This is a genomic window from Polynucleobacter sp. UB-Raua-W9 (assembly GCF_018687435.1).
Taxonomy (GTDB): Bacteria; Pseudomonadota; Gammaproteobacteria; order Burkholderiales; family Burkholderiaceae; genus Polynucleobacter.
Genome location: NZ_CP061290.1, coordinates 1 through 21,363, shown reverse-complemented (window position 1 = coordinate 21,363; position 21,363 = coordinate 1). Strand labels below are relative to the sequence as shown.

The following is a 21,363-nucleotide window of genomic DNA, read 5'->3' as shown; positions in this document are numbered from 1 at the left end:
ATGCTGACCGCTTAAACCGCAGCCGCTCCGCCAACAATTTCTGACAACTCTTTGGTAATAGCAGCTTGTCGTGTTTTGTTGTAATCCAATTGCAATTCACCGATCACATTCTTCGCGTTATCTGACGCGGCCTTCATTGAGACCATGCGAGCAGACTGCTCAGAAGCCATGTTTTCAGCAACCGCCTGATAAATCATTGCTTCAACGTAACGCTTTAGTAAGCCATTCAAGATGGATTCAGCATCAGGTTCGTAAATGTAGTCCCAAGATGGGCCTGATTTTTCCTCTGGGGTTAAAGCTGCTGGCTCCAAAGGCAAGAGCTTCTCTAAGACAGGCTCTTGTTTCATCGCATTTACAAAGCGGGTGTATGCCAAATACACAGCATCAATCTCGCCACGCTCAAACGCTTCTAACTGAGCAGTAATAGCACCAATCAAGACATCCAAATGCGGCGTATCACCAATTTGAATCGTCTGAGAAATTAGTTTTGCTTTTGAGCGATTCAAAAACTGCAGGCCTTTTGAACCAATTGCGGTGTACACAATCTCTACATTTTTTTCTTGTAAATCGCGTACTTGGTTGGCAATCAAACGCAAAACGTTGGTATTTAAACCGCCGCACAAGCCTTTGTCTGTTGTAACCAAAATCGTGCCAGCCTTCTTGACATCACGAGTTGCCATATAAGCAGGGCGGAACTCAGGATTGGCTTTAGAAAGATTAGCAACAATCTCACGAATTTTTTCAGCATAGGGGCGCGCATTACGCATGCGCTCCTGGGCTCGACGCATCTTCGATGCGGCGACCATTTCCATCGCTTTCGTGATCTTGCGCGTATTTTGCACGCTCTTGATCTTAGATCGTATCTCTTTTGTACTTGCCATGATTTATGCGAGCCCTCTTAGAAAGAGGCGGAACGCTTGTAATCCTCAATGGCAGCGCGCAAAGCAACTTCGTCATCTTTGCTGAGATCTTTTGTTTCTTCAATACGTCCAACCAAGTCGGCGTACTTAGATTTCAAATGATCTTGCAGACCTTTTTCGAATGCCAATACGTTCTTGACATCGATGTCATCGAAGAAGCCGTTATTGACAGCGTAGAGTGAAGCAGCCATTTCCCAAACTTGGAGTGGCTTGTATTGCGCTTGCTTACATAATTCGGTAACGCGGCGTCCGCGCTCAAGCTGCTTGCGGGTTGCTTCGTCAAGGTCAGAAGCGAACTGAGCAAACGCTGCCAATTCACGATACTGCGCTAAGTCAGTACGAATACCGCCAGACAACTTCTTAATCACTTTAGTTTGTGCAGCACCACCAACACGGGAAACAGAAATACCGGCGTTAATCGCAGGACGTACACCAGCGTTGAACAAGTCAGTTTCCAAGAAGATCTGACCGTCAGTAATCGAAATCACGTTGGTTGGAACGAATGCAGAAACGTCACCAGCTTGAGTTTCAATAATTGGCAATGCAGTCAAAGAACCAGTCTTGCCTTTTACTGCACCATTAGTGAACTTCTCAACGTACTCAGCATTTACACGAGCAGCGCGCTCGAGTAAGCGTGAGTGGAGGTAGAACACGTCGCCAGGATAAGCTTCGCGGCCTGGTGGGCGACGGAGCAACAAGGAGATTTGACGATAAGCAACTGCTTGCTTAGTTAAGTCGTCATAAACAATCAAAGCGTCTTCGCCGCGATCACGGAAGTATTCGCCCATGGTGCAACCTGCATAAGCAGAGAGGTACTGCATCGCCGCAGACTCAGAAGCACTCGCTGCAACAACAACGGTGTACTCCATCGCGCCCAATTCTGTGAGCTTGCGAACCACGTTAGCAATAGTAGAAGCTTTTTGACCAATCGCCACGTAAACGCAATAAACGCCTTTGCCTTTTTGGTTAATGATCGCGTCAACCGCAACAGCTGTCTTACCAGTTTGGCGGTCGCCAATGATCAACTCACGCTGACCACGGCCAATTGGAACCATCGCGTCAATCGCCTTCAAACCCGTTTGTACTGGCTGGCTAACGGATTGACGTGCGATAACGCCTGGAGCAACTTTTTCAATAAAGTCAGTTAACTTGGTATTGATTGGGCCCTTGCCATCAATTGGTTGACCTAGTGCATTTACGACACGACCAAGCAACTCTGGGCCAACTGGAACTTCCAAAATGCGGCCCGTACATTTCACTGGGTCGCCTTCTTTAATGTGGGTGTATTCACCCAACACTACGGCACCAACAGAATCACGCTCAAGGTTTAATGCGAGGCCGATAGTGTTGTTAGGAAATTCCAACATTTCGCCCTGCATAACACCTGACAAGCCATGTACGCGGCAAATACCGTCGGTCACTGAAATTACAGTGCCTTCGTTGCGAACTTGGGAGTCAACGCCCATTTCGCTAATTCGGCTTTTGATCAGTTCGCTGATCTCGGAAGGGTTGAGTTGCATTACTTACTCCTGGGTCTTATTTCGTATGTTCTTAATAGGGATAACTTATGCGCCAAGACTTGCTTGCATTTGAGCTAACTGTGCCTTCACAGAACTATCCATCACTTCATCGCCAACTTGAATGCGAACACCGCCAATCAATGCTGGATCAACTTGAATAGTTGGGCGCAATTCTTTACCCCCAAAGCGCTTCTTCAAACTTGACAACAAATCATTTAGCGCAGAACCCTCTAAAGGGAACGCGCTGGTAATCATTACTTCTGCTGCACCTTCGCTCTTGTCCTTCATTGCCTCAAATTGATGTGCAATTTCAGGAACAGCAGCCAAGCGGTGGTTTTGATTCACAAGATTCAAAAAGCTAGCAACCTTAGGATCGAGCTTAGTCTTCACCATGCCGGAAAGCAGTTTGCTCAGGTCATCGGCAGAAACCTTTGGATTGTTTGACAATGCAGCAACCTCTGGCAAAGCAGCAAGCTGTGCCAATTCGCTTAATTGCTCTAAACAACCCGCAAGCTCAGCTGACTTTGCGCTTTGAAAAAGCGCCTCAGCGTAAGGGCGTGCAATAGTGGCTAAATCAGCCATATCAAAGTTCTGCCTTTAGTTGATCAAGTAATTGGCCATGTGCTTTTGCATCAACTTCACGACGCAAAATTTGCTCAGCACCCTTAACGGCGAGAACCGCCACTTCAGCGCGCAAAACTTCGCGAGCGCGAGTAACTTGTTGGTCTGCATCTTGCTTGGCTTGAGAAATGATACGAGCAGCTTCAGCCTGTGCATTAGTGCGGATTTCTTCTGCTGACATTTGTGCGCGCTTTTCGGCTTCGGCAACACGCTGCACACCTTCTTGACGTGCTTTTGTTAATTCTTGCTCTGCTTCATTACTTGCCAATGCGAGCGCTTCTTTACCGCGCTCGGCAGCAGCCAAACCATCAGCAATTTTGCTTGAACGCTCATCTAACGCCTTAACTAGCGGCGGCCACACAAAGCGTGCAACAACCCACCATAAGACGAAGAAAACGATCATTTGCGCGAATAGGGTCGCGTTCAGATTCACGATATTCCTTTCAGTATTGTTGAGAACATTTGGATGACCATGTGGTCATCCACGCCAAAACAATTACTTAATAACTGCGAGCAGTGGGTTTGCGAAAGCAAACAACATTGCCACACCAACGCCGATCAAGAAAGCCGCGTCGATCAAACCAGCCAAAAGGAACATCTTAGTTTGGAGTGGCTCCATCAATTCTGGTTGACGTGCACAAGCTTCGATGTATTTTCCACCCATCAATGCGATACCCAAACAAGCGCCGATCGCGCCGAGGCCGATGATGATGCCGATACAAATAGCTGTTGAACCTTGAATAGTTGCGAGAAATGCTTGCATGTTGCTGACTCCTGAAGTTAAAGAGGTAAGTTAAAAATAAAATCTTAGTGATGACTATGAGCCTGCCCGATGTAAACCAAAGTCAACATCATGAAAATAAAGGCCTGCAACAAAATAACCAAAATGTGGAAGATGGCCCAAGCTGATCCAGCAATAACATGGCCCACCAAGCCGAACAGGGATAAATCTAAATTAAATGTCCATACGCTACCAAGCAATGCGATCAACAAAAAGACCAGCTCACCAGCGTACATGTTTCCGAAAAGTCGCATCCCTAAAGACACGCCTTTTGCTAAATATTCAATGATGTTCAATGCAAGGTTAAAGGGTGCCAAGTACCACTTCGCACCAAATGGGGCAGAAATGAGCTCGTGCAGGAAGCCACCAACACCTTTTACCTTGAAGCTATAGAAGAATACCAAAAGCAATACTGAAAGTGACATGCCCATGGTGGCATTTAAATCCGTTGTCGGAACCAATCTGTGATGCGGCACATGAACACCGAAACCTTCGATGAAATGATTTACGCCCAATACCCAGTCGACTGGAATTAAGTCGAGCGTATTTAAGAGAATGATCCAGAAAAATACAAATAGTGCGAGAGGCGCAATAAAAGTGCGGTTGCCATGAACAATGCTCTTGGCCTGCGTATCCACCATCTCAACAATCATTTCCACAAAACACTGGAAGCGGCCAGGAACTCCTGGGGTTGCACGGCGAGCTGCGATTAACAAAATAAATACCGCTAACAAGCCCATCAAAGAGGCCCAAAAAATCGTATCTAAGTTAATAACGCTGAAATCAATAATGGAGGCTTGATGCTCACCAGTGCTGGTGAGATTTTGTAAATGCTCAGATATGTACGCCGTTGGCGTCATTTGCTCTGCTGCCTCGTGGGTCTGGTGTACTTCGCTAGACATCTCTTAACTAGTCCTTTGTTTCAATCTCAATTGTCACTACTTAGCGCCACAACCACGCTAGCCATACGCACTTCAAAGCAAGCAGGTAAGTCGCCAATAAAGGGACCCAGAGCACGCCAGGGACAAAGTAAGCAGTCCCCACAAACAACACCAAGGTCAGGACAATTTTTAAAAATTCACCCGACACAAGTGCCGCCAAAAATCTTCCTGGATTCAATCTTTGCGATTTTTTTGCCAACTCCAGTCTTAACAAAAACAGTGCTGTAGGCAAGACGCTAATTAAACCACCTAAAAAGGCCGACTGAGTATAAAGGCTTACCCGTACCGGCTCCCCAAAAATTGCCCAAAACGCCATGCTGACCGCTGTAATCAACACTTGAGCCAAAACTATTTTCCAAGGCGATATGGCCGGGCTCTTGGTTGCATTGCTTTGCTGCAGCGCAACCATTTCTTCTTTGCTGTAAACCCGATACACCTCTTCGGAGGGCTCGTCCCAATCATTTGCCTTAGAAAATTGATTTTTTTGAGGAATCAATTTAGCCCCGAAAGTTTAGTGTGTGCAGTGCAATATGTCAAAGGGTTTGGGCACATTTTTCTGGCAATTTTAGGATTCGATACCCAACTTTTTTAATAAGGAATCAAGTTCATCAAATTGGCTAAATCCGATTCGGATCTCGCCACCTTTGCCTTTGAACTTAAATTCGACATTTAAACCAATTAAATCAGCAATTTCTTGTGAAAGACGACGCGTATCAGGATCGCGACTTGGAACAGAAGAGTCTGCCTTGGTTTTGGACTTTTTGTCTCCAATCTGGCCGCCGGCAATTGCTAGGGCTGCTGACATTTTTTCTGCCTCACGAACAGATAGGCCTTGCGCAGAAATTCTTTGGGCCAAAGCTACTTGGCTAGCCCCAGGCAATGGCAATAGGGCGCGGGCGTGGCCCATATCAATATCGCCAGCTAAAAGCATTGCTTGCACTGGCTTTGCCAACTGGGCTAAGCGCAACAAATTGGTAATTGCGCTGCGGGACTTTCCTACAGCTTTTGCGGCCTGCTCGTGGGTAAAGCCAAACTCTTCAATCAGTCGAGCCAAGCCTTGAGACTCCTCCAGGGGATTTAAGTCCTCACGCTGCATGTTCTCAACCAAAGCCATTGCCGCCGCTGCCTGATCATCAGCGTCAGAGACCAGTACTGGAACTTCTTTTAAGCCAGCAATTGTGGCCGCGCGAAATCGGCGTTCACCAGCAATAATTTCGTATTTACCAGGGGCCACAAGTCTTACTAATAGCGGCTGCATCACACCCTGCTCACGAATACTCTCAGCCAACTCTTGTAAGGCGCCTGTCTCCATTTTTTGACGCGGTTGATATTTGCCAGCTTGCAATGCGTTCAATGGCAAACGATTAATTTCTGTAGTTGCATTTGCCTCCTGAGTTTTCTCGCCCAATAGCGCCTCTAAACCTCTACCTAAACCTTTTTTCTTGATTGCAACCATGATCTCTTTTAGTCTTCCAAAAAATTACATTTGTTTGATGCGCTCAATCATCTCGGCACCAAACTCTAAATAGGCTTTCGCTCCACGCGATGATTTATCAAAGGCAACCCCAGGAAGACCATAAGATGGGGCTTCAGCAAGGCGCACGTTGCGCGGAATAATGGCCTTGAATACTTTGTCGCCAAAGTGCTTAAGCAGCTGATCGGATACTTGTTGCTGTAAGGTCATGCGCGCATCAAACATCACTCGCAGCAAACCAATAATCACCAAATCGGGGTTTAAATTGGCATGTACTTGTTTGATGGTATTTACTAAATCAGATAACCCTTCAAGTGCAAAATATTCGCACTGCATTGGAACAATGACGCCATTCGCTGCACACAATCCGTTGAGCGTTAATAAAGACAATGCAGGTGGGCAGTCAATCAAAATAAAATCGTAATCATTTGCCACCTTAGCCAGGGCATCTTTCAAACGAGACTCGCGCGCATCGATATCCACCAATTCAATTTCTGCGCCAGCCAAATCGCGATTCGCAGGCAACACGTCATATCCTGAACTTTCACAACGCTGCGCACAATCTTTTACAGCAGCCAAACCAATTAACACTTGGTAAACACTGTTATTCAAAGTTGCTTTTTCAATTCCAGACCCCATGGTTGCATTGCCCTGAGGATCTAAATCCACCAGTAGAACGCGCTGCTTAAGCCCAGCCAAACCCGCTGCTAAATTTACAGCTGTAGTCGTTTTTCCAACGCCGCCTTTTTGATTTGCAATACAGAATATTTTTGCCATAGCTACTTTGTGACTTTGCTTAAGAAGTGAGGGATGATTTTCTCATGGGGCTCAAGACCAAAAGGCGTCTTTCCACAGATAGATTTGGTATATGTAAGGGTTCGTCTGCCAACAAACACCAGTCGTTCATGCATACATCTTGCATTTCTTCATCTGCCCGCTTGCCTTTCATTGCAAACACTAGGCCATCTGGCTTCAAAAAAGGCAAAGATAAATCTAAGAAGCGTGAGAGATTCGTAAAGGCCCTAGAAATAACCGCATCAAACTGACCTGGTTGCTGCACCGCAACATCTTCGACGCGCTCACTTAGCACCTCTATATTTTTTAGCTTTAGTTTTCCGCGCACATGCTGCAAAAAGGCCGTCTTCTTTCTCACAGCTTCAATTAAGGATAAGCGCCATTCTGGCTCAACAATAGCAATCGGGATGGCAGGCAAGCCGCCGCCAGACCCCAGGTCGGCAATTTTAGGGTTGGGGCCCTTAAGTAGCCGCCTTAAAATAGGTAAAACTGCAATAGAATCAATGAGGTGCAATCTAACAGAATCCTTTTCGCCCTCGATTGCAGTCAAGTTATGAACCTGATTCCAGCGGCCCATTTCTTGCAAAAAAAGCTCTAAATCAGCTATGTTCGCTTTGCTTAAATTTAAATCAAGCTCTTGAATTCCGAGAGCGAGCAAGCTCTCGCTCATGTCATTTCTTGGGTGCGGCCCAAACCTTTTTTGAGATGAACCAAAAGTAAAGAAAGGGCGGCGGGGGTTACACCAGAAATCCTGCCGGCCTGCCCCAATGTTTCTGGTTTATGCAAGTTGAGTTTTTGCTGAACCTCTTTAGACAAACCCAATACATTCGAATAGTCGAGATTTTCCGGGAGAGGAAAGGTCTCGTTATGCTCCTGACGGGCTATTTCAACTGCCTGGCGATCAATATAGCCCTGGTATTTCACCGAAATCTCAACCTGATCACTAATTTGAGCGGCAAGCCCAATATCGGCATCCAAGATTCCCGGAGACCATAAACCATCGCCCAAACTAGTAATTGCATCATAAGTAATTCCTGGGCGGCGCAAAAGCTCAGTTAAATTGCACTCGTGGGACAAATCTTGGCCCAAAACTCCAGAAACAAGCGGGGCGATCTCATGCTTTGGCCCAACCCAAATGTTTTGCAGACGAGATGTTTCACGTGAAACAGCCTCTTGTTTTCTACAAAACACCTCCCAGCGATAGTCGTCCACTAGGCCAAGCTCGCGACCAATGCCCGTTAAACGCATATCTGCATTGTCTTCACGAAGGCTAAGGCGATACTCGGCCCGGCTGGTGAACATCCGATAAGGCTCTTGAACCCCGCGAGTAATTAGATCGTCGACCAAAACCCCGATATAGGACTCGCTGCGCTTCGGCAGCCAAGGCTCCTTACCTTTTGCGGCAAGACCAGCATTAATACCAGCAAGCATTCCTTGGGCTGCAGCCTCTTCGTAACCTGTTGTGCCGTTAATCTGGCCGGCAAAGTACAGACCGCCAATAGCCCTGGTTTCTAGGCTATGGCGCAGTTGGCGTGGGTCAAAGAAGTCATATTCAATGGCATAGCCTGGGCGCACAATGACTGCAGACTCTAGGCCGCGAATACTGCGGACCAAGTCCCGCTGGATATCAAAAGGTAAGCTGGTTGAGATTCCATTAGGATAAAACTCGTTTGTGGTTAAGCCCTCTGGCTCCAAAAAGATCTGATGGCTATTCCTTGAGGCAAAACGGTGAATTTTGTCCTCAATAGAGGGACAGTAGCGCGGACCCACCCCCTCAATAACGCCCGTATACATCGGGGAGCGATCTAAGCCAGTCCGAATAATGTCGTGGGTCTTCTCATTTGTATGAGAAATCCAACAGGGGACCTGCTTTGGGTGTTGCTCTGGACGGCCCAAATAAGAAAATACCGGCACCGGATCAAGATCCCCCGGCTGCTCCAGCATGACTGAAAAATCAATAGTTCGCCCATCAATACGAGGAGGGGTGCCCGTTTTCAGCCTTCCCTGTGGAAGCTTTAATTCTTTCAGGCGAGCCGATAAAGAAACTGCCGCTGGATCACCAGCGCGACCTCCAGCAAAATTATTTAAGCCGACGTGGATTTTTCCATCCAAAAAAGTCCCAGCGGTCAAAACAACCTTTTTAGCCACAAACTCCAGGCCCATTTGGGTTAGAACGCCCTGGACCTCGTCGCCATTTACCAAAAGATCATCTACAGCAGCCTGAAACAGGCTTAAATTAGGTTGGTTTTCAAGACGCCGGCGGATTGCAGCCTTATATAAAATACGATCGCCCTGGGCTCGGGTCGCACGGACGGCGGGGCCCTTACTGGAATTCAGAATGCGGAACTGGATGCCGGCCTCGTCGGTGGCGGCTGCCATAGCCCCGCCCATAGCGTCGATTTCTTTAACCAGGTGCCCCTTACCAATCCCGCCAATAGAAGGATTGCAGCTCATTGCGCCCAAATTTTCAATGCTATGGGTAATTAATAGGGTATCGCACCCCATGCGAGCCGATGCAAGCGCGGCCTCAGTCCCAGCATGACCGCCGCCAACTACGATGACATCGAAACTCTTGGAATAACGCATGATTTGCCTCAGATAGGGCGATGATCATAGCATTTTGTTTGTTTCACGTGAAACAAAACTGGTGAAAAAATCTAGGAAAATAAGTGGTATTTTATAAGTGACTGATTTAATTCAAGAAATAAGCATTCCATGCAGACTTCAGAATCAGCAAACTCACAATTACCAGGAAAGCCTTTCTAACAAAAGCACTGCCATGCTGAATTGCCAATCGGCTGCCAAACTGGCTTCCGGCAATATTGGCAACCATCATGGCGATACCCAGAGGCCAATTAATTTGGCCTAGACTAGCCAACATCAGAATGGCAGCCAAATTTGTAGCCACATTTACCAGTTTTGTTGCGGCAGAGGCGTGCAAAAAATCAAATGAAAAAAATCTGACAAACCCAAAAAGTAAAAAGCTTCCAGTGCCCGGCCCAAAGAAACCATCATAAAAACCAATCGTTAGCCCAAGAAGCGCAGCCTTAAGTTGTTGAAAACGATTTTCACCCTTGGGCGCATGCTCTTCACCAAGCGATGGTTGAAACCAGGTATAGATTAGAAGAAAAAGGAGAACAAAGGGGAGGGCTTTACGTAAAGGCTCTGCGGGAAAAGTGCTCACAGCATTGGCGCCCAAAAGAGATCCAATAAACCCCGCCACTATTGCAGGCAACACAACTGCCCAAGGCAAAGAAACATGGCGCAAGTATCTGCGTGCAGCATTTAAAGTTCCGCCCACAGCAGAAACTTTATTGGTTGATAGCAGTGTTGCGGGGGGAGCATCCGGGTAAGCGGCAAATAAGGCTGGAACCTGAATCAACCCACCGCCGCCAGCAACTGCATCCACCAGTCCAGCAAAAAAAGCCATCGCCAAAAGCAATGGCCAAATCAAAATTGAAAATTCGATGAGCGTCTCTTTTAATTAAATGAGTGCGGCGTCTTCGCCGCACTAAAACCAAATAATAAAAGGAAAAACAAAAACTCAGTTTTTGTTTTTAAACTGCGCGGTAATTTCCCCAACTACACCGCGACGGAATGCCAAAACACAAATCACAAAAATAAAGCCGGTTGCAATCGTGCTCCAAGATCCAATATTTGCTAAGTAGTTTTGTAGGCCCACCACAATGCCTGCGCCAACCACAGGGCCAAGAATGGTTCCCATACCACCAAGCAAAGTCATCAACACGACTTCGCCAGACATGTGCCAATGAACATCGGTCAATGTTGCCAGTTGAAATACTAAAGACTTCATGGAACCAGCCAAACCAGAGAGAGCGGCTGAAATTACAAACGACATTAACTTAAAGCGATCGACGTCGTAACCCAAAGAAATGGCACGCGGCTCATTCTCACGAATAGCTTTCAAAACCTGACCAAACGGGGAGTTGACAGCACGCATGATGAGCGCAAAACCGAACAAGAAAATCGCCAACACAAAATAGTACATAGCAACATCGTCTTTTAAATCGATGAGACCAAACAACACTCCCCGCGGCACACCCTGAATACCATCTTCGCCACCAGTGTAAGGAAGTTGTACCGCCAAAAAGTAGACCATTTGGGAGAGAGCCAATGTGACCATTGCAAAGTAAATACCCTGACGACGAATGGCCAGGGATCCAATCATTAATCCTAGTGCGCCAGAGCCAATTACGCCCAAAATGATTCCGAGCTCGGGAGAAAATCCAGCCTCCTTACAAAGATAGGCCGTGATATAGGCGGAGGTTCCAAAAAAAGCTGCGTGACCAAAGGAGAGTAGCCCGGTAAACCCAAGTAATAGATTGAAGGCACAAGCAAAGAGGGCGAAACACAAAACCTTCATTGCAAAGACTAAATAAATGAAGTCCTGAAATGGCAACAACATAGCAATTAAAAATAAGATGCTAAAGAGAGGTTTTGTTTTTGGATTCATGATTATTTTTCTCGCCCAAAAAGTCCCGCCGGGCGAATCAACAGAACAATTGCCATGATCACAAAAATCACAACGCCAGAAGCCTCTGGGTAGAACACTTTTGTTAGGCCTTCAATCAAACCCAGCCCTAGGCCAGTCAAAATGGCGCCCATAATTGAACCCATTCCACCAATCACCACCACTGCAAAAACTACGATGATGAGGTTCGAACCCATTAATGGGTTTACTTGAAAAATTGGTGCGGCCAATACACCAGCAAAACCCGCAAGCCCAACGCCATACGCGTAAGCCAAAGAAATCATCAAGGGGACGTTAATGCCAAACGCTTGGAGTAATTTTGGATTTTCTGTCCCAGCTCGCAAATAGGCGCCCAACTTTGTTCTCTCAATAACATACCAAGTAGAGAAGCAAACCACCAAAGAAATAAACACTACCCAAACACGGTACTTGGGCAAAATAATACCAATAGCGTCTAATGGAATGGCGCCTTGCAAGAGCTCTGGAGCCGGGTAGCTCTCACCAGAAATTCCATACCAATGACGAAACATGCCCTCAATAATCAAAGCAAGGCCAAAGGTCAGTAGCAGACCATATAAATGATCGAGGTGATACAAGCGGCGCAACATAGTGCGCTCCAGAATCAAACCGAATCCCCCCAAGACTAAGGGCACAACAATTAGAGCAAACCAATAGTTAATCGACAGCTCAGGAAAACCAAGCCACTGACTGATTTGCGTCAAACCAATCCAAGCAATAAAGGCACCCATGGTGTACTGAGCACCATGTGCAAAATTAATGATGTTGAGAAGGCCAAAAATAATAGCCAAACCCAAGCTCAATATGGCATAAAACGAACCATTAATAAGCCCCACCAAGAGCTGGGCTACCAGCCCTTGGGGGGTAATTCCGAGAAGTTCAAACATGCTTAAGAGGTGAATTACTTGTTAGTAAGCAACTTGCATCGTGACAATGAAAGTGGTTGTGTTGCCTCGGCAGCAGGAATCACTGCACGCACGTTGTAGTAATCCCATGGACTTGTAGACTCAGAAGGTTTTTTCACTTCGAGCAAATACATATCATGCTCAAACTTACCATCAGCACGAATCTTGCCCTTAAAGAGGCCATCATCAATGTTGGTGGACTTGAGCGCCTTCATCACAGCCTGAGTATCGTCAGTGCCCGCCTTCTGAACCGCATTTAAGTAAGCAAGAACTGAGGAATAAACGCCTGCCTGAACGCTAGTAGGCATACGCTTATGTTGCAAAATGAAGCGCTTAGAAAAGGCGCGAGTTTTGTCATCTTTATCCCAATAGAAGCCTTCTGTGAGGTACATACCCTGGGCAGAGTTGAGGCCTAAAGAGTGAACGTCAGAAATAAACATTAACAAAGGGACAACGGTTTGTTTTTTATTAATGCCAAACTCGGAGGCTTGTTTAACGCTATTAATGGTGTCTTGACCAGCGTTCGCAAGAGCAACAACGTCTGCACCACTAGCCTGAGCCTTTAAGAGGTACGAAGAAAAGTCACTGTTCGGAAACGGGTGCTTGCTGGTTCCCAAAACCTTGCCGCCGTTAGCCGTAACAACGTTGGTTGAATCCTTCTCCAAGGCTGCGCCAAAAGCATAGTCAGCAGTAAGAAAGTACCAATTCTTTTTCCCCTGCTTTACAACCGCCTTGGCTGTGCCATTTGAAAGTGCATAAGTGTCATAGGTCCAATGCACGTTATTGGCAGTACATTTTTCATTGGTAATTGGCAAAGAGGCTGCTCCAGACACCAATGTAATTTTGTTCTTTTGCTCCGCCACTTCCATTACAGCCAAAGCAACATTGGTTGAAACCAACTCAACAATCACATCAACACCATCTTTGTCGTACCACTCGCGCGCCTTGTTGGCGGCAATGTCAGCTTTGTTCTGGTGGTCGGCACTAATCAACTCAATCTTTTTACCAATGACTGTGCCGTCTTTAGAAAAATCGGCGATTGCCATTTTTGCTGCAATGACTGCGCCTGGGCCGGCCAAATCAGAATAAGTTGAAGAAAGGTCGGTCAATACACCAATCTTGACAACATCACCACTTACTTTGGATCCGCTTTGTGCAAAAACTGGGTTTGAACCAAACATGGTTGCCGCAACCAGGCATGCGGTTATTTGCTTTAACTTCATTTTTATCTCCTATAGATAAGTACTAAACACCAAGATACTCATTCAATAAACTTGCTTTTGCCGCAAGCTCGCTTTGCTGCACAACCTGAACCACGTTTCCATGCTCAACCACATAATGACGATCAGCCAAGGGGGCAGCGAAACGAAAGTTTTGCTCAACCAACACAATCGTGAATCCCTTGTTGCGCAAACTAGTAACAACCTCGCCTAGTTTCTGCACAATCACGGGTGCCAAACCCTCCGTGATTTCATCAAGCAATAATAATTTGGCGCCCGTTCTTAAAATACGAGCCATTGCCAGCATTTGTTGTTCGCCACCAGACAGCCTTGTTCCAGGGCTGTTTCGTCTTTCGTAAAGATTTGGGAACATTTCATAAATCTCATCCAAACCCATTCCGCCCGAAGCAATTTCTGGTAGCAACAAAAGATTCTCTTCTGCGCTTAAGCTTGCAAAAATACCCCTTTCTTCCGGACAAAAACCAACGCCCAAACGAGCAATTTTGTAGGTTGGCATGTAGATGGTCTCTGTGCCATAAATCTCCACAGAACCAGACCTTTTGCTAGTTAAACCCAAAATAGTCTTAAGAATAGTGCTGCGGCCTGCGCCATTTCTACCAAGAAGCGTAACCACCTCTCCATCACGCACAGCAAAATTCACGCCATGCAGAATGTGTGATTCCCCATACCAAGACTCTAGGTTTTTAACCTCTAAGGCTGTGGTGCTCATATCGCATCGCCCCCGTGGTTGCCCATATAGGCCTCCACCACCAATGGGTTGTTTGAAACCTCGTGATAGGAACCTTCAGCCAAAACCGAACCTCGCTGTAATACGGTAATTCGATCGGCTATAGAAGAAACCACCTTCATGTTGTGCTCAACCATGAGGATGGTGCGACCTTTGGCAACGCGATCAATTAACTCTGTTACACGCTCGACATCCTCGTGCCCCATACCCTGTGTTGGCTCATCCAACAACATCAACTCTGGCTCCATAGCCAAGGTGGTGGCAATCTCCAGCGCTCTTTTACGACCATAGGCTAAATTTAAAGTTTCTTCATTGGCAAAGCCCTCCAAACCAACTTCATGCAAAAGCTCTAAAGCGCGCTCATTCAGAACGTTTAAAGAATCGCTTGATTTCCAAAAATGGAATTCTGTTCCCAATCCACGCTGCAGTGCAACACGAACATTTTCAAGCACGGTCAAGTGTGGAAAAACGGCGGAAATCTGAAAGGAGCGAATAATGCCGCGTCGTGCAATCTGCGCCGGGGCCTCGCGCGTAATGTCAATTCCATTAAATAAAATTTGGCCGCTACTAGGCTCTAGGAATTTTGTTAATAAGTTAAAGCAGGTTGTTTTTCCAGCCCCATTTGGGCCAATTAAAGCGTGAATGGTGCCCCTAGTCACATCTAGGTTTACAGCACTCACCGCTGTAAATCCTTTAAAGGATTTACCAAGATCAATTGTTTTTAATATTGTTTCTTGCAATCTCATGCCCTCTACCCCTCACTGGGGCAAGACATTGAGGATAACTCAAGATAGTTAGGCTTTATATAGCAATAACCCTAAAACCCATAGTCCTTCATGCCCAAGGGTTTTGTTTGATTTTTATAAACTTTTGGATTGCAACTCGGGCCAACTCATCTAGAACGTCAACCGGCACGCGTTGTGAGCCCTGAACAATCATGAGTGCGTAGGGTTTTGCAAGGGCGGAGGCCTCAGGGCAAAGACGCAACTCTTCGCCCTCTGCTGGAGATTGACTGCGCCAATAATTAATTGCAGCCTCAAGCTCTTGAATACTTATATACAACATGGAGTTGTGATGACTTACTTCTCTTGAATAGCCAACATTGTGCCGCGACACTTTTTAGCACCGCAGCGACACTCGTAGTCTTTTTTCATTTGTTTAGTAACCCGCCCATCAACATCAAGAGAGTAGTCATAAAACAACTCCTCGCCAACTTTCAAGGCACGCTTTGCGTAAATAAAAACGCGTGGCTCTCCGTTATAAATACCCTCTTTTGTTTCGCAACTTGGCTTGCATGAGTGATTGATCCAACGCGCGGCATTTCCACCATACTTTGCATCAATAACGCGACCATCATCTAAAGAAAAGTAAAACGTATGGTTTGGATCCTTCTTGTCGTGTGGATGGCGCTTGATAGCCAACTTCCAACTAATGCGCTCTCCCTTGTACTCAATAATGGCTTGACCTTTTTTAATTGGCTTAAGTACAAAAACACCTTTACCGTGAATAGGCGAAGATTTAACAACAATAGAGGATCGATCCACCTTGGGGGGTGTTATTTTTTTTGATTTCATATTTAAACGTCTAGGTTGCGAGCAATGAGTGCATTTTTTTCAATAAATGCGCGGCGAGGCTCAACCTCATCCCCCATTAATGTTGTGAATACTTGGTCGGCCGCAATAGCATCCTCAATCTTTACCTGCAACAGGGTGCGTGAGCTAGCGTCCATTGTGGTTTCCCAAAGCTGCGATGGATTCATCTCGCCCAAGCCTTTGTATCGTTGACGACTCAATACACGCTCAGCCTCCGACAACAACCAAGAGAAAGCAGCCCTAAAATCTCCAATCGTTTGCTCTTTCTGATTTTTATCGGGATCGCCACGGCGCACTTTTGAGCCAGGCAAAACTTTGCCAGACAAAACTGCTGCTGCATTTGCGAGGCTTTGATAGTCGTCGCCATGAACAAAATCAGAGTTAATTGAAGACAGCTTGAGGTTGCCATGGATGCGGCGTGATAGCAACAATCTAAAGCGCTCAGTGCGATCCTCTTTTTGAATAATGATTTCTGGCGCTAAAGCCAATGGATTGGTTGATTCAGCCAAGGCTTTTCTTAAACGCTCAGCAGATTCATTGGCAGACTTCTCAGTATCGAGATTTAGTTGTGTGCCAGAAGCTATTGCCCGCAAGGCGTCTTCGTCGATCGTGCGAGATAAGCGATCAACAATGGATTGAATTACCTGATAGTGTTTGGCCAACTCATTTAACGCCGCGCCCTCAATAATTTCTCCCCCAGGCGTTTGTAGAGAGGCTGTTTCTAGCGCAATCTTTAGCAACAACTGGTTGAGCTCTGCGTCATCTTTAATGTACTGCTCACTTTTTCCAAACTTCACCTTATAAAGCGGTGGTTGTGCGATGTAAATGTGCCCACGTTCAATAAGCTCTGGCATCTGTCTGTAGAAAAATGTTAATAACAAAGTGCGAATATGGCTACCATCGACGTCCGCATCAGTCATGATGATGATGCGGTGATAGCGCAACTTGTCGGCCTTATATTCCTCAATGCCAATACCCGTACCAAGAACGGTAATTAAAGTAACCACCTCCTGGCTGGCTAACATTTTATCAAAGCGCGCTTTTTCTACGTTCAGAATTTTTCCTTTTAAAGGAAGAATTGCTTGGAAGCGGCGATCGCGCCCCTGCTTCGCAGAACCTCCTGCAGAGTCACCCTCAACAATAAATAGTTCGGATTTTGCTGGGTCTTTTTCTTGGCAATCCGCCAACTTTCCAGGAAGCCCAAGACCGTCGAGCGCGCCCTTACGCCTTGTCATGTCGCGTGCTTTGCGTGCAGCCTCGCGAGCTCGAGCAGCATCGACAATTTTTCCACAAAGAATTTTTGCATCTGCTGGGCGCTCTTGCAAATACGCACTAAGCGCCTCTGCAACAATCTCTTCTACCGGACCGCGCACCTCACTAGAAACCAGCTTGTCTTTGGTTTGGCTTGAGAATTTTGGCTCTGGGACCTTTACTGATAATACGCAGGCTAAGCCTTCGCGCATATCGTCTCCAGAAATTTCTACCTTAGCTCTCTTTGCAACCTCGTTTTCATCAATGTATTTATTGATGACGCGCGTCATTGCTGCGCGCAGACCCGTTAAATGCGTTCCGCCATCACGCTGAGGAATGTTGTTTGTAAAACAAAGCACTTGTTCACTAAAGCTGTCATTCCACTGCATTGAAACTTCTGCGGTAATCTGCCCACCCAAATCGGACGGGCGAACCCCTTCAGCATAAAAAATGTTTGGATGTAAAACGTTTTTAGTTTGGTTGATATATTCAACAAAACCTTTGACGCCACCAGAGTATGCGAAGTCTTCTTCTTGTCCCGTGCGTTGATCAATTAATTTAATGTGAACGCCATTATTTAAAAATGAAAGTTCGCGAATGCGTTTTACAAGAATTTCATAATGAAACTCCACATTTCCGAAAATGGTTTCATCTGCTAAGAAGTGAACTTCAGTTCCTGAAAGCTCTGTATTCCCCGTAACAGTAATTGGAGAAACTGCAACACCATTCTCTTCTTGAATATTGCGATTCTTGATAACGCCGCGCTCAAACTCCATGTAATGCGCTTTACCGTCACGACGAATGGTTAACTTCAGCCATTTTGATAGGGCGTTCACACAACTTACCCCCACCCCATGCAAACCACCAGAAACTTTATAGCTATTTTGGTCAAACTTACCGCCAGCATGCAACTCAGTCATTACAATCTCAGCAGCACTCCTTTTTGGCTCATGCTTGTCGTCATACTTAATTCCCGTTGGGACACCGCGCCCATTATCAACAATTGATATGGAGTTATCGGTTTGAATAACAACTGTAATTTCTGAGCAATACCCAGCCAAAGCCTCGTCAATAGAGTTATCTAAAACCTCAAAAACCAAATGATGTAAACCCGTTCCATCGGAGGTGTCTCCAATGTACATACCAGGACGTTTACGAACAGCTTCGAGACCCTCTAAGATTTGAATCGATGCAGCGCCGTACTGCTCTACTACTTTTTTTTCTTCAGTCATTTTTTTCTAAGTTAAATACGCATTGGCATCACAACATACTTAAAGCTCTCTGAGCCAGGCAGAGTAATCACAGCACTACTGTTTGCATCACCTAAACTAATTTGGATTTTCTCGTTCTTTAGGTTGGATAAAACATCTAACAAATAGCTCACATTAAACCCAATTTCTACGGTGTCGCCACCGTATTCAGTCTCAATTTCTTCTTGAGCCTCTTCTTGCTCAGCATTAGTAGATTGAACCGTAATGCGATTGGGTGATAAAGAAAAACGAACACCTTTAAATTTGTCTGTCGTCAAAATAGCGGCGCGTTGCAGAGCTGCCTGCAAAACATCTCGACCAACAACTAATGTGTTTTTGTGTCCTTTTGGAATAACTCTTTGGAAGTCGGGAAATTTTCCTTCGACCAATTTAGAAATTAACTCAATATCACCAAAAGCAAATTTCACCTGATTTGCTGTTAGACTAATTTCCAACAACTCATCAGAGTCTTCCAAAAGGTGCTGGCACTCCAAAATGGTTTTGCGGGGAATGATAATTTCTTGCCTTTGACCAGAGCCTGATGGCACCTCAGACAATTCAACCTGAGAATATGCGAGGCGATGCCCATCGGTTGCAACTGCCACAACCTCTTTACCCTCGACAACCAACAACATTCCATTGAGGTAATAACGAATATCTTGTTGAGCCATTGAAAAGTGCACTTGGCTTATTAACTGACGGAAACTTTTTTGTGACATCTTCCATGTAGCAGTTACCTCACCAACGCTTTGCATTACAGGAAACTCAGCCGCAGATAAGGTTTGTAAGGAGAAGCGACTTTTACCGCTTTGCACAACCATGCGGTTATCTTTTAAGTTTAAAGAGACGGGGCCTTCCGGAAGTGCGCGCAAGATATCTAGTAGCTTTCTCGCAGCAACCGTGGTTGTTACGTCTTCCGAACCAACCCCAAAATTGGCATTAGTCGTAATTTGAATTTCAATGTCTGTCGAGACGAAAGAAACCTTTTCACCATTTTTCTTAAACAAGAGGTTTGCCAAAATTGGCAGTGTGTGCCTACGTTCAACAATCCCACTAACAACCTGAAGGGGTTTTAGTAAGTTATCGCGAGAAGTGTTAACGAGTTGCATTGCTTTTAAATCCTTGTATATATCTTAGTAGTAATAGTAATAAGGGCGCTTATTTCTGTGGGTAAGTCATAAACCTTTTGTAAATCAACATCTTGTAAGACAAAAAACCTGTGGAAAACTACTGTATAAGCCTTGCATAAAATGGGGATAGCTTTTTTTCAATACCCTATTTTTGCATGAAGCTGTGTCTTTCCACAATTTATCCACACCCAATCCCCAAACTTATCCCTAGGGTTGTCCACACACTTATCCACGGCAGGGTTTAAGCCTTTAGGGTCTGTTCAATAACATGAATTTCATGGTTTAACTGGCCATCATGAGCTCGCTCATCTGCTATTTTGCGAACCGCATGTAAGACGGTTGTGTGGTCTCTACCACCAAAAAGCTCCCCAATTTCAGGAAGACTTTTTTGCGTTAATTCTTTGGCCATGAACATCGCAATTTGGCGCGGTCGCGCAATGTTCGCTGGCCGCTTCTTGGAGTACATATCAGCCACTTTGATGCTATAAAAATCAGCAACCGCCTTTTGAATGTTTTCCACTGAAATTTGGCGGTTTTGTATAGATAGAAGGTCTTTAAGTGCAACCCTAGCGACCTCAATCGTTACCTCGCGGCCATGAAAGCGAACAAAAGCCAAAATCTTCCTTAGAGCACCCTCAAGCTCGCGGACGTTCGAGCGTAGGTGTTTGGCCACAAAGAAGGCCACATCCTCGCTCATTGGTATCCCCTCGCTAATCGCCTTTTTCATTAAGATGGCGACTCGCATTTCCAGTTCCGGCGGCTCAATGGCCACAGTTAGGCCGGAGTCAAAGCGCGAAATGAGGCGGTCATCAATTCCTGCCATCTCCTTGGGGTACGTGTCGCTGGTGATAATCACCTGGGCTTTGTTGCTTAAAAGGGCCTCAAAAGCATAAAAAAACTCTTCTTGTGTCCTGGACTTACCACTAAAAAACTGAATATCGTCTATCAGTAAAAGGTCTAGAGAGTGGTAATAGCGCTTAAATCGGTCAAAAGCTTTTTGTTGATATGCGCGCACCACATCGGAGACATACTGCTCCGCGTGTATATAGCGGATGCGAGCATTGGGCTTTTCTTTTAAAAGATGGTTGCCGATCGCGTGGATTAGGTGGGTTTTGCCAAGCCCTACCCCTCCATACAAAAACATTGGGTTATATGAACTGCCGGGGTTGTATGCAACCTGAATGGATGCCGCTCTAGCAAGTTGATTTGCTTTACCAGTAACAAAGGTTTCAAAGGTCAAGTTGGGGTTTAATTTTGAGTGATCCTCAAGCTCAAACGCACTTTCCTCTAGGGAGGTGGCCGCTGGCTCGGGCGCGTTGGTTTGCTGGGGCTCTGGGGCGATACTCTTTAAGGGCGCTGGGGTTGCAGCCAAGGGTGCGCCAGCCTCGATATCGAGGACAAAATTAACATTTATGGGGAGCCCGAAGTACTGCGACGCTAGCTCTTGAAAGCGATCTGCAAACGTTTTCTTAATCCAGTCGAGCTTAAATCGATTTGGAGCGCCAACAGTTAGTGAGTGGGCACTCTCGTCAAAAGATACGAGGGTTAGGGGTTGAATCCAGGTTTTAAATTGCTGGGGCGACAGCTCGCGGGAAAGGGCGCTAACGGCACCATCCCAAAAACCCAGGGGGCTAATAGAATTCAAGGCGGGGGGATTTTGTAGGTTGCTCATATTTTTGGAGGGTCCATTGTAGCGATGCTACAA

The 21,363-nt window shown here is 45.9% G+C and carries 22 protein-coding genes; all 22 read right to left on the bottom strand.

Annotation, left to right across the window (positions count from 1 at the left end):
* Positions 1 to 11: 11 nt before the first annotated feature.
* Complete coding sequence (gene atpG, locus AOC07_RS00110) at positions 12 to 881, bottom strand: F0F1 ATP synthase subunit gamma (protein ID WP_215357667.1); 870 nt, start codon at positions 879 to 881, stop codon at positions 12 to 14.
* Positions 882 to 898: 17 nt separating this feature from the next.
* Positions 899 to 2,440 carry a F0F1 ATP synthase subunit alpha gene (gene atpA, locus AOC07_RS00105; RefSeq protein ID WP_215293430.1) on the bottom strand — a complete coding sequence of 514 codons (1,542 nt, stop codon included), beginning with the start codon at positions 2,438 to 2,440 and terminating at the stop codon, positions 899 to 901.
* A gap of 45 nt (positions 2,441 to 2,485) precedes the next feature.
* Positions 2,486 to 3,022, bottom strand: coding sequence for a F0F1 ATP synthase subunit delta (locus tag AOC07_RS00100; RefSeq protein WP_215357666.1), 537 nt, complete (start codon positions 3,020 to 3,022; stop codon positions 2,486 to 2,488).
* Between the two features lies 1 nt (position 3,023).
* On the bottom strand, positions 3,024 to 3,494 hold the full coding sequence (locus AOC07_RS00095; protein ID WP_215357665.1) for a F0F1 ATP synthase subunit B: 471 nt from the start codon (positions 3,492 to 3,494) through the stop codon (positions 3,024 to 3,026).
* Positions 3,495 to 3,557: 63 nt separating this feature from the next.
* Positions 3,558 to 3,824 carry a F0F1 ATP synthase subunit C gene (gene atpE, locus AOC07_RS00090; protein WP_011901869.1) on the bottom strand — a complete coding sequence of 89 codons (267 nt, stop codon included), beginning with the start codon at positions 3,822 to 3,824 and terminating at the stop codon, positions 3,558 to 3,560.
* A gap of 44 nt (positions 3,825 to 3,868) precedes the next feature.
* Positions 3,869 to 4,744 carry a F0F1 ATP synthase subunit A gene (gene atpB / locus AOC07_RS00085; RefSeq protein WP_215357664.1) on the bottom strand — a complete coding sequence of 292 codons (876 nt, stop codon included), beginning with the start codon at positions 4,742 to 4,744 and terminating at the stop codon, positions 3,869 to 3,871.
* Positions 4,745 to 4,784: 40 nt separating this feature from the next.
* Positions 4,785 to 5,279, bottom strand: a complete 495-nt coding sequence (locus tag AOC07_RS00080) for an ATP synthase subunit I (RefSeq protein WP_215357663.1) — start codon at positions 5,277 to 5,279, stop codon at positions 4,785 to 4,787.
* Between the two features lie 69 nt (positions 5,280 to 5,348).
* Positions 5,349 to 6,239, bottom strand: coding sequence for a ParB/RepB/Spo0J family partition protein (locus tag AOC07_RS00075; protein ID WP_215357661.1), 891 nt, complete (start codon positions 6,237 to 6,239; stop codon positions 5,349 to 5,351).
* Between the two features lie 24 nt (positions 6,240 to 6,263).
* On the bottom strand, positions 6,264 to 7,034 hold the full coding sequence (locus tag AOC07_RS00070; RefSeq protein WP_215357658.1) for a ParA family protein: 771 nt from the start codon (positions 7,032 to 7,034) through the stop codon (positions 6,264 to 6,266).
* A gap of 19 nt (positions 7,035 to 7,053) precedes the next feature.
* The gene (gene rsmG / locus AOC07_RS00065) at positions 7,054 to 7,722 is read right to left on the bottom strand and encodes a 16S rRNA (guanine(527)-N(7))-methyltransferase RsmG (protein ID WP_215293423.1); all 669 of its coding nucleotides are present in this window, start codon (positions 7,720 to 7,722) and stop codon (positions 7,054 to 7,056) included.
* The gene (gene mnmG, locus AOC07_RS00060; RefSeq protein ID WP_215357655.1) at positions 7,719 to 9,638 is read right to left on the bottom strand and encodes a tRNA uridine-5-carboxymethylaminomethyl(34) synthesis enzyme MnmG; all 1,920 of its coding nucleotides are present in this window, start codon (positions 9,636 to 9,638) and stop codon (positions 7,719 to 7,721) included. Before mnmG ends, rsmG begins: the two co-directional genes overlap by 4 nt.
* A 106-nt stretch (positions 9,639 to 9,744) precedes the next feature.
* Positions 9,745 to 10,482: a TSUP family transporter gene (locus tag AOC07_RS00055; RefSeq protein ID WP_215357654.1), complete on the bottom strand. Its 738-nt coding sequence runs from the start codon at positions 10,480 to 10,482 to the stop codon at positions 9,745 to 9,747.
* Positions 10,483 to 10,596: 114 nt separating this feature from the next.
* Positions 10,597 to 11,526: a branched-chain amino acid ABC transporter permease gene (locus AOC07_RS00050; protein WP_215357653.1), complete on the bottom strand. Its 930-nt coding sequence runs from the start codon at positions 11,524 to 11,526 to the stop codon at positions 10,597 to 10,599.
* A gap of 2 nt (positions 11,527 to 11,528) precedes the next feature.
* Positions 11,529 to 12,449 (bottom strand): branched-chain amino acid ABC transporter permease, encoded by a 921-nt coding sequence (locus tag AOC07_RS00045; RefSeq protein ID WP_215357652.1) that lies wholly within the window; start codon positions 12,447 to 12,449, stop codon positions 11,529 to 11,531.
* Positions 12,450 to 12,463: 14 nt separating this feature from the next.
* The gene (locus tag AOC07_RS00040; RefSeq protein ID WP_215293418.1) at positions 12,464 to 13,690 is read right to left on the bottom strand and encodes an ABC transporter substrate-binding protein; all 1,227 of its coding nucleotides are present in this window, start codon (positions 13,688 to 13,690) and stop codon (positions 12,464 to 12,466) included.
* A gap of 22 nt (positions 13,691 to 13,712) precedes the next feature.
* Positions 13,713 to 14,417, bottom strand: coding sequence for an ABC transporter ATP-binding protein (locus AOC07_RS00035; protein WP_215293417.1), 705 nt, complete (start codon positions 14,415 to 14,417; stop codon positions 13,713 to 13,715).
* Entirely contained in the window at positions 14,414 to 15,181 is a 768-nt protein-coding gene (locus tag AOC07_RS00030) for an ABC transporter ATP-binding protein (RefSeq protein ID WP_215357651.1), read from the bottom strand. Before AOC07_RS00030 ends, AOC07_RS00035 begins: the two co-directional genes overlap by 4 nt.
* A gap of 88 nt (positions 15,182 to 15,269) precedes the next feature.
* Positions 15,270 to 15,500 carry a DUF3717 domain-containing protein gene (locus AOC07_RS00025; RefSeq protein WP_215357650.1) on the bottom strand — a complete coding sequence of 77 codons (231 nt, stop codon included), beginning with the start codon at positions 15,498 to 15,500 and terminating at the stop codon, positions 15,270 to 15,272.
* A 14-nt stretch (positions 15,501 to 15,514) separates the two neighbouring features.
* The gene (locus AOC07_RS00020; RefSeq protein ID WP_215293414.1) at positions 15,515 to 16,009 is read right to left on the bottom strand and encodes an SET domain-containing protein; all 495 of its coding nucleotides are present in this window, start codon (positions 16,007 to 16,009) and stop codon (positions 15,515 to 15,517) included.
* Positions 16,010 to 16,011: 2 nt separating this feature from the next.
* Positions 16,012 to 18,510 carry a DNA topoisomerase (ATP-hydrolyzing) subunit B gene (gyrB, locus tag AOC07_RS00015; protein ID WP_215357648.1) on the bottom strand — a complete coding sequence of 833 codons (2,499 nt, stop codon included), beginning with the start codon at positions 18,508 to 18,510 and terminating at the stop codon, positions 16,012 to 16,014.
* A gap of 11 nt (positions 18,511 to 18,521) precedes the next feature.
* Positions 18,522 to 19,637, bottom strand: coding sequence for a DNA polymerase III subunit beta (gene dnaN / locus AOC07_RS00010; protein WP_215293412.1), 1,116 nt, complete (start codon positions 19,635 to 19,637; stop codon positions 18,522 to 18,524).
* 262 nt (positions 19,638 to 19,899) lie between these two features.
* Complete coding sequence (gene dnaA / locus AOC07_RS00005; protein WP_251371675.1) at positions 19,900 to 21,330, bottom strand: chromosomal replication initiator protein DnaA; 1,431 nt, start codon at positions 21,328 to 21,330, stop codon at positions 19,900 to 19,902.
* Positions 21,331 to 21,363: the final 33 nt, after the last annotated feature.